The 17,137-nt window shown below is 30.1% G+C and carries 16 protein-coding genes; all 16 read left to right on the forward strand.

All coding sequences use genetic code 11. The annotated features are described in order from the left end of the window. The first annotated feature begins 1 nt into the window (after nt 1). The 16 genes from RT99_RS16995 (at nt 2) to RT99_RS17070 (ending at nt 17,135) form a co-directional block, all read left to right on the forward strand. On the forward strand, nt 2–787 hold the full coding sequence (locus RT99_RS16995; RefSeq protein ID WP_042565922.1) for a glycosyltransferase family 2 protein: 786 nt from the start codon (nt 2–4) through the stop codon (nt 785–787). Then, complete coding sequence (locus RT99_RS17000; protein ID WP_052483714.1) at nt 777–1,712, forward strand: glycosyltransferase family 2 protein; 936 nt, start codon at nt 777–779, stop codon at nt 1,710–1,712. The genes RT99_RS16995 and RT99_RS17000 overlap by 11 nt, the downstream gene beginning before the upstream one ends. Continuing rightward, nucleotides 1,705–2,544, forward strand: a complete 840-nt coding sequence (locus RT99_RS17005) for a glycosyltransferase family A protein (protein ID WP_042565923.1) — start codon at nt 1,705–1,707, stop codon at nt 2,542–2,544. Before RT99_RS17000 ends, RT99_RS17005 begins: the two co-directional genes overlap by 8 nt. Nucleotides 2,545–2,547: 3 nt before the next feature. Then, a complete protein-coding gene (locus tag RT99_RS17010; RefSeq protein WP_042565924.1) occupies nt 2,548–3,438 on the forward strand; it encodes a glycosyltransferase family A protein in 891 nt (296 codons plus the stop codon). Between the two features lie 6 nt (nt 3,439–3,444). Continuing rightward, nucleotides 3,445–4,599 (forward strand): glycosyltransferase family 4 protein, encoded by a 1,155-nt coding sequence (locus RT99_RS17015; protein ID WP_042565925.1) that lies wholly within the window; start codon nt 3,445–3,447, stop codon nt 4,597–4,599. Then, nucleotides 4,599–5,627 carry a glycosyltransferase family A protein gene (locus RT99_RS17020; RefSeq protein WP_052483715.1) on the forward strand — a complete coding sequence of 343 codons (1,029 nt, stop codon included), beginning with the start codon at nt 4,599–4,601 and terminating at the stop codon, nt 5,625–5,627. Before RT99_RS17015 ends, RT99_RS17020 begins: the two co-directional genes overlap by 1 nt. Further along, nucleotides 5,624–6,697, forward strand: a complete 1,074-nt coding sequence (locus tag RT99_RS17025; protein ID WP_042565926.1) for a glycosyltransferase family 2 protein — start codon at nt 5,624–5,626, stop codon at nt 6,695–6,697. Before RT99_RS17020 ends, RT99_RS17025 begins: the two co-directional genes overlap by 4 nt. Further along, the gene (locus RT99_RS17030) at nt 6,697–7,842 is read left to right on the forward strand and encodes a glycosyltransferase family 4 protein (RefSeq protein WP_042565927.1); all 1,146 of its coding nucleotides are present in this window, start codon (nt 6,697–6,699) and stop codon (nt 7,840–7,842) included. Before RT99_RS17025 ends, RT99_RS17030 begins: the two co-directional genes overlap by 1 nt. 5 nt (nt 7,843–7,847) lie before the next feature. Further along, on the forward strand, nt 7,848–9,335 hold the full coding sequence (locus tag RT99_RS17035; protein ID WP_042565928.1) for a hypothetical protein: 1,488 nt from the start codon (nt 7,848–7,850) through the stop codon (nt 9,333–9,335). 34 nt (nt 9,336–9,369) lie between these two features. Next, nucleotides 9,370–10,410, forward strand: coding sequence for an acyltransferase (locus tag RT99_RS17040; protein WP_042565929.1), 1,041 nt, complete (start codon nt 9,370–9,372; stop codon nt 10,408–10,410). Nucleotides 10,411–10,517: 107 nt separating this feature from the next. Then, nucleotides 10,518–11,684 (forward strand): acylneuraminate cytidylyltransferase, encoded by a 1,167-nt coding sequence (locus tag RT99_RS17045; protein WP_042565930.1) that lies wholly within the window; start codon nt 10,518–10,520, stop codon nt 11,682–11,684. Then, on the forward strand, nt 11,671–12,546 hold the full coding sequence (locus RT99_RS17050; protein ID WP_042565931.1) for an N-acetylneuraminate synthase family protein: 876 nt from the start codon (nt 11,671–11,673) through the stop codon (nt 12,544–12,546). The genes RT99_RS17045 and RT99_RS17050 overlap by 14 nt, the downstream gene beginning before the upstream one ends. Before the next feature lie 5 nt (nt 12,547–12,551). Continuing rightward, nucleotides 12,552–13,373, forward strand: a complete 822-nt coding sequence (locus RT99_RS17055; protein WP_042565932.1) for a polysaccharide pyruvyl transferase family protein — start codon at nt 12,552–12,554, stop codon at nt 13,371–13,373. A gap of 48 nt (nt 13,374–13,421) precedes the next feature. Then, complete coding sequence (locus RT99_RS17060; protein ID WP_042565933.1) at nt 13,422–14,819, forward strand: UDP-glycosyltransferase; 1,398 nt, start codon at nt 13,422–13,424, stop codon at nt 14,817–14,819. Nucleotide 14,820: 1 nt separating this feature from the next. Then, nucleotides 14,821–16,254 carry an MBOAT family protein gene (locus tag RT99_RS17065; protein WP_042565934.1) on the forward strand — a complete coding sequence of 478 codons (1,434 nt, stop codon included), beginning with the start codon at nt 14,821–14,823 and terminating at the stop codon, nt 16,252–16,254. Next, nucleotides 16,254–17,135: a hypothetical protein gene (locus tag RT99_RS17070; RefSeq protein ID WP_042565935.1), complete on the forward strand. Its 882-nt coding sequence runs from the start codon at nt 16,254–16,256 to the stop codon at nt 17,133–17,135. The genes RT99_RS17065 and RT99_RS17070 overlap by 1 nt, the downstream gene beginning before the upstream one ends. The last annotated feature ends 2 nt before the right edge of the window (nt 17,136–17,137 follow it).

Below are 17,137 nucleotides of genomic sequence, written 5' to 3' on the forward strand. Positions count from 1 at the left end.
AATGGCACTAATATCAATTATAACTATTAACTATAATAACCTTGAAGGTCTAAAAAAGACAATTGAAAGTGTTATCAATCAGACCTGGCAGGATTTTGAGTATATAATTATCGATGGAGGATCGACCGATGGTAGTGCAGTATACATTGAAAGTAAAAAGAATAAAATTGATTATTGGATAAGCGAGAATGATTCAGGTATTTATAATGCTATGAATAAAGGAATTAAGATTGCTAGTGGAAAATATATTTCATTTATGAATAGTGGGGACTGCTTTCTTTCATTAAATTCATTGAAGTTATGTAGTGATATAATTATTAACAATAAAGCAGATGTTTTTTATGGTCAAATTAAAATCGATGATATATTAAAAGAAAAAACGGTAATTTATCCATCTAAATTACGATTATCTTATTTGCAATATATGGTAATCAATCATCAAGCTTGCTTCTTTTTATTGGAGACATTGCAAAATTTTCATGGATATAATGAAGAGTATAAATTAGCAGCTGATTATCATTATTATTTAAAATTATACATAAATGGAAAAACATTTTTTCCTATACTATTCCCTATTGTTAAATATGACCTAACAGGTATTAGTAGTTTGCGAATGGAAGAATATAAAATTGAAATGAAGAAAGTTTGGGATAATACGATTCCTCATTATTTATTTGAGACAGAAAATAATTATTTTAGTTTGCTAACCACAATTAAAAATAGTAAGATATTAAGGTTAGCTTTTAAACTAAGAGATTATAAGATAAAATTATTTAATGGAAGATAAAGCATTAATTTCAGTAATAATGCCAGCATATAATGCTGAAAGTTACATTATGGATGCAATAAACTCGGTTATTTATCAAACATATAATAATTGGGAATTAATTATAATTAATGATGGTTCAAATGACAAAACTGAAGAAATTGTAAAAGAAGCATCATTAAAGGACAAAAGAATAAAATATATATATCAGAAAAATGGTAGACAAGGAAAAGCTAGGAATTTTGGTATTTCAAAATCAAATGGAATATATCTTGCATTTCTTGATGCAGATGATATATGGCTACCTGAAAAATTAGATGTTCAGATTTTAGAGATACAAAAAAGAAGTGCAGACTTAGTTTTTGCAGATTCTTATTTTTTTAATGATAATGAAGTATTTGATATTTCTAAAAAAATGAACATTCCTACCTCAGTTTTTTATGATAAAACTTCTTTAAAATTATTTTTAAAGGAAAATAGAATTCCAATCTTGACCGTCTTAGTAAAAAAAGAAAAGGTAATTAATGTTGGAGGGTTTTCTGAAATTTTAGATATTCAGAACGTAGAAGATTATCATCTGTGGCTAAAATTACTTATGTCTAATTGTGTGTTTTATTCTTCAGACCATATATTAGCAAAATATAGAGTTCATGAAAGTTCAGCAACATCAGCTGATAAATTAGCTTTAAACAAAATCCCAAATGCTTTTTTTGATTTGTTACAACTTTTTCCAAATTATAAAAAAGATATTGAAGAGGAATTAAAATTAAGGTTTAAACTTATTTATAAAAGAAATCTTTTTACAAAATCAGAAATGGCTATTTGGATTAAAAGGAACACAAAATATTTATCAAAGTCTAAAATAAGTTTTATTTATTTATTTTTAAATCTCATGTTACCAACAAAGATTACTAAGAGATCTTTAATTTATTTATTGAATGTATAAGATTTCCATAATAGTTCCCTGTTATAATCAGGCTCAATATCTGGACGAAGCGCTCAATTCAGTGCTGAATCAAACCTATGAGAATTGGGAATGTATTATAGTAAATGATGGAAGTAGCGATAATATCAATGAAATTGCACAGAAATGGTTAGATAAGGATTTCCGTTTTAAATATGTAAGTAAAATTAACGGCGGACTAAGTAGTGCGAGAAATGCAGGGATAACTGTCGCCGAAGGAGAATTTATTTTGCCTTTAGATGCAGATGATAAAATTGGAAACGATTATTTAAGATTAGCGTTATACGAATTTCAAAAGGATTCTTCATTAAAAGTAGTTTACTGTAAAGCAGAAAAATTTGGTGATGAGGTTGGAGATTGGATATTGAAGCCATTTTCATTATATAATCTAAGTAAAAAAAGTATGATTTTTTGTACTGCATTATATAAAAAAAAGGAATGGGAATTGATGGGAGGATATGATACAAATATGATTTACGGACTTGAAGATTGGGAATTTTGGATTTCAATATTAAAGAATGGCGGAAATGTAAAACGTCTTGATTATCATGGGTTTTATTATAGAATAAAATCCAGTTCAATGATAAAAAGCCTGGACTCTGATAAAGAAAAGTATTTGCATAATTACCTAAACATCAAGCACGCTGATTTTTTTGTAAACCAATTAGGCTCATCTATAGAACTAAATAATGATTTAGAACAAACCAGAAACGATTATAGGCGAAAACTTAAAAGCAAGAAATTCGTTATTGATGTCTTTTGTAATACTTTTTTTGGTTTTACAATTTTTAATAATAAGAATGATTTATATTAAATAATGTTAGTCTCAATAATAATTCCCGTTCATAAAACTATAGATTACTTTAAAAGTTGTGTAGAAAGTGCGCTATCGCAATCATATAGCGATAGTGAAGTGCTTATAGCTTGCAATGGAGAATTGGAAATCGAAGCTTGCAAAGATTTTTTAAATATAAATGATCCAAGACTTATTTATTTAAAAACAAAGCCCGGTCGACACAATGCGAGAAATGAAGCTTTATTAGTGGCGAAAGGAAAGTATATTCAATTTTTAGACTATGACGATTTGTTATTTTTAGAAAAAATTGAAACCCAAGTTTCACTGTTGGAAAATGCAAACAGTAAAGAAGCAATTTCTATTACAAAATGGAAAAAGTTTAAAAATGAATTAAATGAAAGTTATAATTTTCCATATAATAACATATTTGAAGAAGAGAAAATTGATGCCCGAAAATTAATTCGAAAATTATCAGTTAATGGCGGTTTTATTGCCACGGTATCGTGGTTAATTCCTAAAGTTTCAATTGGCAATATCCAATGGATAGACAGTCCGAATGATGATGCTGTTTTTTTATCAGGCATATTGAAAGAAAATCCTGAAATAATAATGGTTTCTGAAACTTATGCAGGATATAGAATTCATGATGAAAATACAAGTTCTTTGTTTAAAAAATCAGAATTAGATAAACTTTTAATGAGTTGGGAATTGATTTACCAGAACTTGAACGCACTAAATATATTCGAGGTAAATCTTTATTTGTATAAAGCATATCTAAATCTAATTCGTTATTCTAAAGTTGTAAACAGATATCGAATTTTGTTTATACTTTATAAAACAACAATTTTTGGATTTAAATCTAAACTTGGCTTTAACTTGGTTTTAGATCTAAAAAGAATGTTACTTAAATAAGAGAAATTGAAATCAAAAATACTTATAATAGGCCCAATTACGGATTTTGGAGGAAGAGAGTTAGAAGTAGGCTTTGTTTCTAATGTATTGTCATCAAAATATCAAGTTGAGGTATGTTCTACTGTGACTATTTCAAAAAATACTCAGGTTTTAGATTTTAGTAAAAGTCTTTCCGCTTTTTCTTTAAAAAGTAAAGTATTTAAAAACTTCGGGATAATTAGATTTCTGGCGTTTATTAGTTATTTAAAGAACAATTGTAAAGGATCAGTTTCAGATTATGCCAATAACGAATGGGCAAAAAAGCATTATAGTTATGATGGTAAAGCTTTAGAGGTTTTAAATACCCTGATCCCTAAATATAATTTGGTTGTTTTTTTTGGTCAGTTATCATCGAATTATGTAAAAGAAGTTATAGAAATTTGTCATCATAATAAAATCAAATTTGTTTTTAGAACAACAGGTAAAATTTTAAATTATCAGAATTATGATTATTTAAATTATGTTGATTTGTTTATTCATCATTCTGTAAACAATGCAAATGGTCTTAAAATAAATACCCATAACTATACAGTAATTGATCAATGTGCTTTTAATGAAGAAGAATTGCTGAAAATTCCGGTAGTAAAAAATAAAGTGAAAACATTTTTGACCATCGCACGTTTAGAAAAAGAAAAAAACATTGATATCGTTATAAAAGCTTTTTTAAAGGTTTCTGACAATGATAAATTAATTATTATTGGTGAAGGATCTGAATATAATAATCTGAAAAAACTAGCGAAAAACAATGACAATGTTGTTTTTACAGGATTTATACTGAATCATAAAACAGCTGATTTTTTTAAACAGGCAGATTGTATTATTATTTCGCATTACGATTTTGAAACTGGTCCTTTGACAGGTATTGAAGCTATGGCAAGCGCAAGATTAATTTTGTCAGCAAAAACCGGTGCCATGGAGGAGCGATTCAAAGGAATTAATATCTCCTGGTTTAATAATACAGTAGAAGATTTATCTGAAGAAATGATGAAAATCAAAAGTATTGATGCAGATCAGGCTGAAAAATTATCAATTGAAATTAGAGACAGATACACTTCACGTTTTTCAAAAAAAAATATTAATGCAAGATACTTAGAAGAAATAGAAAAAGTAATGACCGTATAATGAGAAAAGGAAAAAATATTTCAAAAGATATTTTATTACCGGTTTCGGATTCAAATCACCGAATAATAATTCCTTTGTATATACCAAATGAAGAAGATTATTATAAAGATGCTTTTACCATCTTTACCTATTGTCTGACTTCAATTCATAAAACTTCAATTTCAAATATAAAAATATCTGTAATAAGCAATGGTTCTTGCAGTAGCGTAAATGCTAAATTATTTCAGTTACAAGAAGAAAAGTACATTGATGAACTAATAATTGAAAAAGAAAGTATTGGCAAAGTAAACAGTATTTTAAAAGCATTGCGTACAGCCGAAGAACGTTTGGTTACAATTACAGATGCCGATGTTTTATTTGATAATGATTGGGAAAAAGAAGTTTTAGATGTTTTTAATGCTTTTCCCAAAGCGGGATCGGTAAGTCCTGTTCCTGTTTTTAGAACCCATTTTAGATTAACATACAATATCTGGTTTGATAATTTATTTTCATCACGATTAAAATTTCGTCCGGTAAAAGATCCGGAAAGCATGACATTGTTTGCTAATAGCATAGGATGGCCATGGCTTGGTCTCAAGTATAAAGATGTTATTGCAACTTTAAAAAGTAAAGAAGAAACTATTGCAGTTTTAGGAAGCTCTCATTTTGTATGTACCTATAAAAGAGAAGTTTTTTCTAAAATGCCTAAAGATAATACGATCTATAAATTAGGTGGTGATAGTGAGCATTTGTACACAGATCTCCCGGTTCTCAAATTAGGAGGATATCGTTTGGCGACTTATGGTAATTATGCGTACCATTTAGGAAATGTTTTAGAAGACTGGATGACTGAAAAGCATACTGGGTTAAAAGAAGAAGTCAAAAAAACTCAAAATATTGAAACCTTAAAAGTATTAAGTGACAGACCATTTTATTATTTTTTTACTGAAAAAGTTTTTAAAAAGTTTCTTAGATATCCAGTGCTTTGCAGATATATCTTAAAAAGAAAAGGGCTTTCAGAAAAACAATTAAATGATTTACTACAATGATAACAATAGTTCTAACCAATCGTAACCGTGATTTACAGACTGTAAAGAATTGTTTTGATTCTCTCGCAGAGCAATCAAATGACGATTTCGAATTGTTTTTTGTAGATTATGGATCAGACCAAAATTATGTCGATGATTTAAAACAATTGATCGCAAAATATCCTAAAATCAAATCTATAATTTCTCCGGTTTCCGGGCAGTTATGGAATAAATGCAGAGCCATAAATATTGTATTGAAAAAATGCAATACACCTTATTTTTTTGTTGGAGATATCGACATGCTTTTTCACCCTGATTTTATAAATAAATTGCATGAACTTAAAAATAAAGATAAAGCAACCTACTTTCAAGTTGGTTTTTTAAGTCAAAAAGAAACTGCACTTCAAAGAGATTTTCATAATGCAACGGTAGATTTTACTTCAAGAAAAGAAGCTACCGGAATGACCTTGTATCCAACTCAATTGTTAAAAGAAATAAATGGTTACAATGAGTTTTATCATGGCTGGGGCGCCGAAGATACTGATGTTCATATTCGACTACATAATCTTGGAATTGAAATTGATTTTTTTGAAAAAGAGATTCTGTTAAAACACCAATGGCATCCAAAAACATACCGAACTAATTTAAGCACAGATTCCTATCATTTTGAATTGGAAAGAATAAACCACTCCTATATTCAGACTTCTCAAACCAGCAAACAGACAAAAGCAAATATTAAGCAGCAGTGGGGAGTTTTACCGGAAGAAAAAGAATATTCTAAATTATCAGATCAGCCGGATTTTACAATTGAGATCGAACCAGAAACGTCAAAAGTAAATGCATTATTAGCACAATTTGATAATTTTGAGAATAAAGTCGTTTCAATAATAGTCAATGACACATCTGACAGCAATAAGAGAAAACAATTTGCAAAAAGAATTTTAGGAAAAAAGTATCTGAAATTTTTACCGATGAAAAGTGTAAATAATATGATTTTACAGGAAATTGTAATGCATTACAGGAATGTGCCATACCAATATTCATTCGACCAAAATAAAAATCTAATTACCCTTAAAATTTATTTTCGATAATGAAGATACTCATGGTTTCAATTCCATCACTCCATTTTTTTAGATGGACAAGTCAGCTTCAGGATTCTGGACATGAAGTATATTGGTTTGACATTACCGGAATGAGTGAAAAGTCTGAAAGGCTAAATTGGGTATCTCAAAAAGTAGGCTGGAAATTAAAATGGAATTACCCCGGAAGATTGTTTGTAAAGAAAAAATTTCCAAAAGTCTATCAGTTTCTTCAGCATTTTAATGAATACAAAACGGCATCGGTTTTTGAACAATATTTAAATGAAATTAAGCCCGATGTTGTTCATAGTTTTGCTTTATATCTGTCATGTACTCCCATTATTTCTGTAATGGAAAAAAAATCAAATCAAAAATGGATATATTCTTCCTGGGGAAGTGATTTGTTTTATTTTCAAAATGATAAAAAGTATCTAAAAGATATCAAACGGGTTTTGCCAAGAGTCAATTACTTGTTTACAGATTGCAAAAGAGATTATGAAATAGCAAAAAAATATGGTTTTTCGGGTGATTTTCTTGGTGTTTTTCCTGGCGGAGGCGGATTTGATTTGGCTCATATGGAACAATTTAAATTGCCTCTCGGCCAACGAAATGTTATTCTGCTAAAAGGTTTTCAAGGAAGATCGGGTAGGGCAATTTCAGTTTTAAAAGCAATGGAATTCCTTAAAAACGAACTTTCTGATTATTCGATAGTTGTTTTTGGTTCGGATAAAGAAACTTTAGATTATGCCAAAAAGTCTATACTAAAAGATTGGTCAAATTTTCAAATAATAGGAAAAATTTCGCATCAGGAAGTGATAGAGCTTATGGGGAAATCTAAAATCTACATTGGGAATAGTAATTCAGACGGAATTCCGAATACTTTACTCGAAGCCATTTGCATGGAAGTTTATCCCATTCAGTCAAATCCGGGTGGCGCAACCGCCGAAGTTATAAATCATGGTGTGAATGGTTTGCTAATCGAAAATTGCGAAGATGTTTCTGAAATTAAATCGAGGATTCTGGATGCTATTTATCGCCTGCCTTCGGAAGATTACCTGAAAAATGATCTGTTACAATTAGAATACAACTATTTAAAAGAAAAAGTAAAAGACAGATATAATAGCTTAAGCGTTACATCAATAGAAATTAAAAATTAATTTAAGTGCAAAAAAGTATTTCAACTCAAGAAGATATTAAACAATTAATTATTGATATTGAGCAAAAATGGCCTGTAGATTTATGGAATATTAACGGCATTGATATTTGGCCTTATGTTAGAATTAAGATATATATAGATTTCTTGGTTCAAATGAATAAATCAAACGGATCAACAGAAAGCAACAAACAGACTGAGAGAAAAAAATCTAATTTCTTAGTCCGTATTTTTTTAATGATTCTAAAAATAACGGGTGCTTTCGTGAGATTAGTTGCGTTTTTTTTAAGGTTGAGAAACAAAAAGATTTTATTTTTTGGCTCACATATTCATAGGGTTTTAAATGATGATGCTTATTTTAATAGATTTTATGATTCAATGATTGAGCATCATAAATTGGAAGATGAGGTTTATATGGTCGAGTATCAAAAAACCTATGACAAGATGTACAATCCAAATGCTGTCATAGAATTGAAAAAGCATTTGAATGATTTTACTTTATTATCCAAGTTGTTTTCTGGTTTCAGGAAAAATAAAAATACCGTACATTTAGAGGGATATGAGGAGTTTCACTTATGGCTGTCATCACATTTTTTTGAATTGAAAAGAGTAAGGATTTCAGAGAAGGAATTAATTAACTGGACCAATAAAATAAAATCGCTTAAACCATTTTATAGATTATTCTATAAAATAGTAAAACCGTCTAAAATAGTTTTTCTTGGATATTATGGATTGGATGATTTAACAGCAGCCTTGTTAGTTGGGAATGATTTGAAAATTACAACAATAGATTTTCAGCACGGGCCACAAACTAATATTCATATGGCTTATACAAGCTGGACAAAAGTGCCAAAAGAGGGTTTCAATATAATGCCTGTTGAATTTTGGAACTGGGATTCAAGATCAAAAAGCAATATTGAAGAATGGGCATCTACAACACAAAATGTTAAGTCAATATTGGTGGGGCAGCCCTTTGTTTCGTATTATCTAAACAAATACAAAACAATAGAGAAAAGTGATGAAAAACAAATTTTTTATAGCTTACAAACCACTCCATTTTCTATTGAGGATATGATTACGCCTAAAATTATATCATTAATAAAAAAAACAGAATTGAAATGGATTTTCAGATTGCATCCAAGAACTAACATAAGTCTCCAGGAGCTAAATGATTTTTTAATTTTAAATAATATTAATGATAAAGCCGTAGCTCAGGATGCATTTCAAACTCCTTTGCCAGAATCACTTGTTCGTTCTTTCTTGCATGTTACAAATTATTCCGGTTGTTTAATTGAAGCTTATTTAATGGGAATCCCGTCATTGTTAATTCATAATATGGGGAAAGAAATGTTTAATTTATATATTGATGATAAAAAAGTGTTTTTTATAGATCAAAAGGAATCAAATTTCGAATCAGATTTTTCTATTCTTATTGAAAATATAGGACGAAATAGCACGGTGAATACAGCGTTAGAAGTTTATAATCCCTTAGCATAATTTAATTGTTAGGATGTTAAATTAATATTAAATTTTGAATACAAAAGAAAATTTTTTGTGGATTTCTAACCTGCGTGTTATTGCTGTTATAGCAGTTATTTTTGTACATACAGCATCGCCGTTAGTAATGAAATTTGGCGTGTTGTCAAATGAATTATGGAACTATGCTAATTTTTATGATGCGATATTTCGCTTTTGTGTTCCTGTATTTGTTATGATATCAGGAGCATTATTGCTGAATAAGCAATATGAATTGAGAACTTTTTTTATTAAACGCTTTATAAGGATTGGTTTGCCTTTCTTGTTCTGGAGTGTTTGTTATGTTTTATATTCAATTTTTATAAAAACAGATGATTACAAAAAGCTGCATTTGTTTGGGATCATTAAAAAACTAATTAGATCTGTTTATTTTGGAAGCGCTTATCATCTTTGGTACGTATACATGCTTTTCGGATTACTATTAATTATCCCAATTTTGAATGTCTGGATTAGCAGAGCCAAAAAAAATGAAATTCATTATTTTTTGTTGCTATGGTTCATAACGCTGCTATTTAAGAATTTTGGTTTTGAAAATTACAAACCTGCAATAGATTTTTCTTATTTTTCGGGATATGTTGGCTATTTGGTATTAGGATATTATTTGTCTGTAATAGAAATTAAGAATATAAAAAAATGGAAAATAATAGCAATATTGGTTTTTATTTTAGGTTCGCTTATTACCTTTTTTAGCACCTATTGGTTTTCTGTTTCAAAAGGCAAAATCGATACTTCATTATATGATTTTTTTAGTTTTAATGTCCTTCTTGCCTCAATAGGAATTTTTCTGTTTTTTAGATTATCTGATTTTTTAAATAACAAAACCAATGTTGTTTTGGTTCAAATTAGCAATTTGAGCTATGGTATTTACTTAATCCACGTTTTGGTTTTATCAATATTAGATAGTTTTGGCATAAACGCATCATTTATTAATCCAGTAATAGGAACTCCAATCACAGTTTTCTTATGCCTTAGTATTTCAACCCTTATTATAAAAATAATAAATACAAATAAGGCTGGATCTTACATTTCAGGCTAATCCTCTTTCTTATTTAAATGAAACTTTAATAAACATAAACTTTATTATTACAAAGTGCCTTTTTTTAACTTTTAAAATTACTTTTGAGGCATTAAAAAGTATTACTTATGAAAAAAACAGCCATTATTCCACTTCGTAAAAATTCTAAGGGAATTCCAGGAAAAAACAAGAAAAAAATGTTAGGACGCCCGCTTTTTTCATGGGTTCTGACAGAAGCAATTTTTTCGGAATTGGATGAAGTTTACATTTTTACAGATGATCAGGAAATAATCGATTATATAAATAAAGAATACCATTGGTCGCCAAAAGTAAAAGCGCTTTTGCGTAATGACGAAAATGCGTCTGATACAGCCTCGACAGAAAGTGTGATGCTGGAGTTTGCCGAGATTATTAAATACGATTTTGATATTCTGTGCTTATTACAGGCAACTTCTCCAATGACAAAGGCAGTAGATATAAATGCCACGTTAAATGAAATTATCGATAATAAAAAACAATCTGCATTAACGGTTGTAAATACGCATCGTTTTATATGGAATTCTGATGGGACATCTCAAAATTATGACGTTTTTAAAAGACCGAGACGTCAGGATTTTGATGGCTTGTTAATCGAAAACGGTGCAGTTTATACCACAACAAAAGGAGCTTTTTTAAATTCCAAAAACAGAATAAGCGGTTCGATTGGTTTGGTAAAAATGCCAGAAGAATCTCTTGTTGAAATAGATAGTACATCTGATTGGCATATCGTTGAGAATTTATTGGCAGAACGCCAGAAGAAAAGCAAAACACACCAAAAAATTGAATATTTAATACTCGACGTCGATGGTGTTTTTACTGACGGAAGTGTTTATTATAATGCTGATGGAGAAATGGCCAAAAGATTTGATATGCGAGATGGAATGGGATTGGAAATTATCAGGCAAAACCAGATTCAGGTCATTGCAATAACATCCGAAAATTCTGATTTAGTTGCGCAGCGCATGAAAAAATTGCAGATAAACGACACATTTTTGGGGGTAAAGGATAAATTTTCGTTTTTAACACATTTTCTTTTAGATAGAAATAGTAGTTTTGGCGCCGTTGCGTACGTAGGAGATGATGTAAATGATTTGGCAAATATTTGTAGTGTTGGATGGTCTTTTGCACCGGCAAACGCAACCATTACCGTAAAAGCAAATGCTGATTATATTTTAACCCATGCATCTGCATCCGGAGCAATAAGAGAAACTTGTGAAATTTTAATAAAATATAATAAACGTTATGAAGGAATATAAAAAACCTTATGTGATTGCCGAAATAGGATGTAATCATAAAGGCGAAATGTCAATAGCAAAAGAATTAATTAAAATTGCTAAGATTTTTGGAAATGCAGACGCAGTTAAATTTCAAAAACGAAATAATAAAGAACTTTTAACAGAAGAACAATACCACGCTCCCCATCCAAATGCATTAAACTCTTATGGAGATACTTATGGTGCGCACCGTGAATTTTTAGAATTTGATGTTAACCAACACCGCGAATTAAAAGAATATTGCGAAGAAATTGGTATCGTTTATTCAACATCAGTTTGGGATACAACTTCAGCAAAAGAAATTACATCATTAAATCCGGAATTCATTAAAATTCCTTCTGCATGCAACAACAACTTTGATATGTTAGGTTGGTTATGCGAAAATTATTCTGGCGAAATTCATATTTCTACAGGTATGACTACTAAAGATGAGACTGATATTTTAGTAAACTATTTTACTGAAAAAGGAAGAAACAAAGATTTAGTATTATACAATTGTACTTCAGGATATCCAGTTCCATTTGAAGATGTTTGTTTGTTGGATATCAATTTGTTAAAACAAAAATACGCAGATAAGGTAAAACATATTGGTTTTTCTGGTCACCACTTAGGAATTGCTGTTGATATTGCGGCTTATACTTTGGGCGCAAACATTATAGAAAGACATTATACTATCGACAGAACATGGAAAGGAACTGACCATGCAGCATCTTTAGAACCAATGGGTTTACGCAAATTATCTCGTGATTTAGATGCTGTTTATCAGGCATTAACTTTTAAATCGACTGATATATTGCCAATTGAGCAAGTTCAAAGAGATAAATTAAAGAACAAAAAAGTCTAAGACGAATGCTTTTTTCAAACAGAATTAGAGTTTTTTGGTGGAACGAAAAAATTATCCAGGGTAAGTCTAAAGAAAACTATGGAGATGTTTTGGGTAGATACCTTGTTGAAAAAATCTCTAATAAAAAAGTTGTTTTTGCATGGCCTAAAAAATTCTCTGTTTTAGATTGGTTTTCACCAATTTATGTAACGATAGGAAGTATTTTAACCAATGTAAATCATAAATGTATTGTTTGGGGCAGCGGAATTATCAGTAAAGATTCTAAAATAAAAAATGCTGTTTTTTTAGCTGTTCGCGGGCCTCAAACTCGAAAACATTTGTTAAGTCTTGGATATAAAGTTCCCGAAATATATGGAGATCCGGCTTTACTCTTGCCGGATTATTTTAATCCTGAAGTTACTAAAAAGTACGAGTACGGTATCGTACCGCATTACAATGATTATAAAATAGTTCAAAGCTGGTTTCAGGGACAAAATCATATCAAAATTATAGATATGATGACCAATGATATCGAGTCTAAAACTATTGAATTTTTAGAATGTAAAAAAGTGGTTTCGTCTTCTTTGCACGGAATCATTATAGCACATACATATGGTATTCCGGCAGTTTGGCAGCCGTTTTCGGATGGTGTTTTTGGTGATGATATAAAATATCAGGATTATTTTGAGTCGGTACAAATACCTTCTTATAATCCGGCAATAAGAAGTAACGAATACTCAGAAATAGAATTGGAAAAATTATTTGCTGAGAATGTTAGTTTGCCGAATAAAGAAGTTATAGAGTCACTGAAAAAAGGTTTAATGGCAGTTTGTCCTTTTAAGAATTAGTTTAATAATAGAAAATATTATTTTAAAATACCACTTAGTGTTTAGGTTATGAGTAAAAAAGTATTTGTTTTTTTTCCGGATGGTGTAGGACTACGCAATTTTGCTTTTACAAAATTTAAAGAAATAGGAGAAGAAAAAGGGTATGAAATCGTTTATTGGAATAATACTGTTTTCTCTTTAAAAGAGGAGTTAGGATATGATGAGGTTAAAATCGAAAATCATACAACGCATCCTTTAACGCCTGTTTATTCCAGAATAAGAAAACATATTGAATTAAATGTTTCTCAAAAAAAATTCAATGATAAAGTCTACGAAACCTATAAATTTCCATTTAGTTACAAAGGTCTGAAAAACACTTTAAAAACCTTATACACTAAATTGCTGATTGGTTTTAATTCTTCAGAAAAAGGAATTGTAAGGATCAGAAAGCGTATCAATGCCCTGGAGCGTTCCACTACAAAATATCAATATTGTAAAGCACAATTACAAGAACATAAACCTGATTTAGTTTTTTGCACCACACAAAGAGCAACACAATCTATTAGTGCTTTATTAGCAGCCAAAGATCTGGGTATTCCCGTAGTGTCTTTTGTTTATTCATGGGATAATGTGCCAAAAGCAATGCAGGTTGTCGAAGCTGATTTTTATTTTGTGTGGAGTGATTTAATGAAAGAAGAAGTCCTGAAATATTATCCTTTTGTAAAAGAATCTCAGGTTTTTGTAACGGGTACGCCTCAGTTTGAACCTCATTACGATCAAAATTTATTTAAAAGCAGAGAAGAGTTTTTTAATGAAAACAATTTAGATACTTCTAAAAGATATATTTGTTTCTCTGGCGATGACGAAACGACTTCTCCGCTAGATCAATATTATCTGGAAGATCTGGCAAAAGCAGTACGAAATTTAAATGCTAAAGGCGAAAATGCGGCTATTATTTATCGTAAATGCCCCGTAGATGTCAGCACAAGATATGACGCAGTTATTGATACTAACAAAGATGTAATAACTGTACTTGACCCATTATGGAAACCTGCAGGTAAAAATTGGAACGAAATTTTACCAACCAAAGAAGATTTAGGATTATTACATAACGTTTGTGCACATTCAGAGTTCGTTACAAATGTATGCTCTTCTACCGTTTTTGATTTTGTTGCACATGATAAACCTTGTATTTACTTCAATTATGAGCAGCCACAACTAAAAAAAGGAATCAGAGATATCGGTCAGAATTATAAATATGTTCATTTTAGAAGCATGCCTTCTCAGGAAGCGGCAGTATTTTGCACAGATAAGACAACTTTGGAAGATCAGGTAAAACAAATTTTAGATAAAAAATTATCGAATGTCTCAGATGGCAAAAAATGGTACGAAATTGTAGTGGGAAAAAATCCAACACAAGCATCTTTGGCGATTTGGGATACAATCAATCAATGTATAAATAAATAATATGTTTTTCAATTCTATAGCATTTGCTATTTTTCTGCCAATTGTATTTTTTCTGTATTGGTTCGTTTTTAATAAAACAAAAAGCACTCAAAACGCTTTACTAATTATAGCGAGTTATTATTTTTATTCTTGTTGGGATTGGAGATTTCTGTTTCTATTAGTTTTCTCTACGTTTCTGGATTATTATACCGGAATCCAGATTGAAAAAGGTAAATCTGAAAAAAGCCGAAAATTTTGGTTTTGGCTTAGTATTATAGTCAATTTAGGATTCTTAGGAATATTTAAATACTATAACTTTTTTGCCTCTTCTTTCTCTGATTTATTAAATTCAGCAGGAATAAAAGCGAGCCCAATTTTATTAAATGTGATTCTTCCTGTCGGAATTTCATTTTATACATTTCACGGTTTATCATACGTCATTGATATTTATTACAAACGAATAAAAGCAGAATATAACTTTGTCGATTATTCCTTATTTGTAAGTTACTTTCCACTTTTAGTTGCCGGACCAATTGAGAGAGCAACCCATTTATTGCCACAGGTAAAAGTTAAAAGAGAATTTAATTTTGAAACGGCAAAAGAGGGTGTTTGTCAAATTATATGGGGATTAGTAAAAAAAGTGGTCATTGCAGATACTTGTGCAACTTATGCCAATGCCATTTTTGATCATTATACATCAATGAACTCGTTTTCATTAATTATGGGAGCCATCTATTTTGCATTCCAGATTTATGGCGATTTTTCAGGTTATTCGGATATTGCGTTAGGAGTTTCAAAACTCTTTGGTTTAGACTTATTGCGAAACTTCAATTATCCTTATTTCTCAAGAGATATTGCTGAGTTTTGGAGACGCTGGCATATTTCACTTTCGTCCTGGTTTCGCGATTATTTATATATTCCTTTAGGAGGAAGCAAAGGAGGATTATGGATGAAAATCAGAAATACCTTTATCATTTTTGTAGTGTCCGGATTTTGGCATGGAGCCAACTGGACATATGTTGTATGGGGCTTTATAAACGCCGTTTACTTTCTGCCTTTACTTTTGTCAAATAGTAATAGAAATAATATGGATGCCATTGTATTGAAGTGGAATTTTGATTCTGCAAAAGTAATAATGAGCATTTTGTACACGTTTTTATTAACCTGTATAGCCTGGGTCTTTTTTAGAGCAAGAACAATAACAGATGCAGTTTCATATCTAAAACGTATTGTTACAGACAGGCATTTTGGTTCTCAATATTTGGAAAATGAACGTTATAATTATGAATTATTACTATTAATTAGCGTTTTTGTTTTGGTTGAATGGAATAATCGTAACAAAGTTGAACCTCTTTCGGGTAAAAAAAGTTTACTGAAATTGAGCCTTGCTATTGCGGCAATACTTGCATTCGGAACTTATTCAGATTATAAAGAATTCATATATTTTCAATTCTAATGAAGAATTTTTTAATTTATATAGCCAAGATTATTTTTGTAACAATCTTACTGGCTATTGTTTTAGACGGACTTTACAGTGCGATGTTCATACAATGTAAAAACCGAGGAAAGATAGATCAGATTTATAATTCAGAAGGAAGGAAATATGATGTAGTGATTTTGGGTTCATCAAGAGCAAACAATCATTTTGTGGCTCCAATGTTTGAAGAAAAAGGATTAAAAACCTTTAATTACGGCATGAGTGGTTCACATTTATTTGAAACGGCCCTAATGCTAAAACTGATGATAGAAAGAAAATATCAAATTAAGAATGTTATTCTTGAAGCTGATTTAAACCTTTCCGGCAGTGAGCAATCTGAAGGAATCGCTTCAAGATTTTTGCCTTATATTCATAATTCAAATGTTATTAAAGAGCATTTTCAAACACAAGAACATTTTAATGAATTGTATTATATTCCGTTTTACAGATATATTAAATATGAAATAAGAATAGGATTTAGAGAAATGTTTTTTAATGCAATTCATAAAAAAACAATTCATTTAAATAATTTGGGATATAATCCTCTGGATGGAGTTGAGAATGGTAATATGAAAAACAATATTGTCAAATTAAACCCACTGCCGCATAACAAATACTATGAAGAAATCAAAAGTATCTGCAAAGCAAACAACATAAACCTGATTGTTGTAATGACGCCAATGTGTGAAAACGTAAAGGGCATGAATTATTTTGAAAAGGTAAAAAAAGCATATCCTGAAATCCATAATTATGAAAATGCAGTAGTCGAGAATAAATATTTTTCGTCTTGCGGACACATGAATGATACAGGAGCCAGAATGTTTACTGCCAGAATTTTAAAAGATTTTTTTAATAAATAGTA

This window comes from Flavobacterium sp. MEB061, from assembly GCF_000834715.1.
In the GTDB taxonomy this organism is placed as follows: domain Bacteria; phylum Bacteroidota; class Bacteroidia; order Flavobacteriales; family Flavobacteriaceae; genus Flavobacterium; species Flavobacterium pectinovorum.

Coding starts and splice junctions, on each gene's coding strand:
- RT99_RS16995 (WP_042565922.1), top strand. CDS start 2: ATGGCACTAATATCAATTATAACTATTAACTATAATAACCTTGAAGGT.
- RT99_RS17000 (WP_052483714.1), top strand. CDS start 777: ATGGAAGATAAAGCATTAATTTCAGTAATAATGCCAGCATATAATGCT.
- RT99_RS17005 (WP_042565923.1), top strand. CDS start 1,705: ATGTATAAGATTTCCATAATAGTTCCCTGTTATAATCAGGCTCAATAT.
- RT99_RS17010 (WP_042565924.1), top strand. CDS start 2,548: ATGTTAGTCTCAATAATAATTCCCGTTCATAAAACTATAGATTACTTT.
- RT99_RS17020 (WP_052483715.1), top strand. CDS start 4,599: ATGAGAAAAGGAAAAAATATTTCAAAAGATATTTTATTACCGGTTTCG.
- RT99_RS17025 (WP_042565926.1), top strand. CDS start 5,624: ATGATAACAATAGTTCTAACCAATCGTAACCGTGATTTACAGACTGTA.
- RT99_RS17030 (WP_042565927.1), top strand. CDS start 6,697: ATGAAGATACTCATGGTTTCAATTCCATCACTCCATTTTTTTAGATGG.
- RT99_RS17045 (WP_042565930.1), top strand. CDS start 10,518: ATGAAAAAAACAGCCATTATTCCACTTCGTAAAAATTCTAAGGGAATT.
- RT99_RS17050 (WP_042565931.1), top strand. CDS start 11,671: ATGAAGGAATATAAAAAACCTTATGTGATTGCCGAAATAGGATGTAAT.
- RT99_RS17055 (WP_042565932.1), top strand. CDS start 12,552: ATGCTTTTTTCAAACAGAATTAGAGTTTTTTGGTGGAACGAAAAAATT.
- RT99_RS17060 (WP_042565933.1), top strand. CDS start 13,422: ATGAGTAAAAAAGTATTTGTTTTTTTTCCGGATGGTGTAGGACTACGC.
- RT99_RS17065 (WP_042565934.1), top strand. CDS start 14,821: ATGTTTTTCAATTCTATAGCATTTGCTATTTTTCTGCCAATTGTATTT.
- RT99_RS17070 (WP_042565935.1), top strand. CDS start 16,254: ATGAAGAATTTTTTAATTTATATAGCCAAGATTATTTTTGTAACAATC.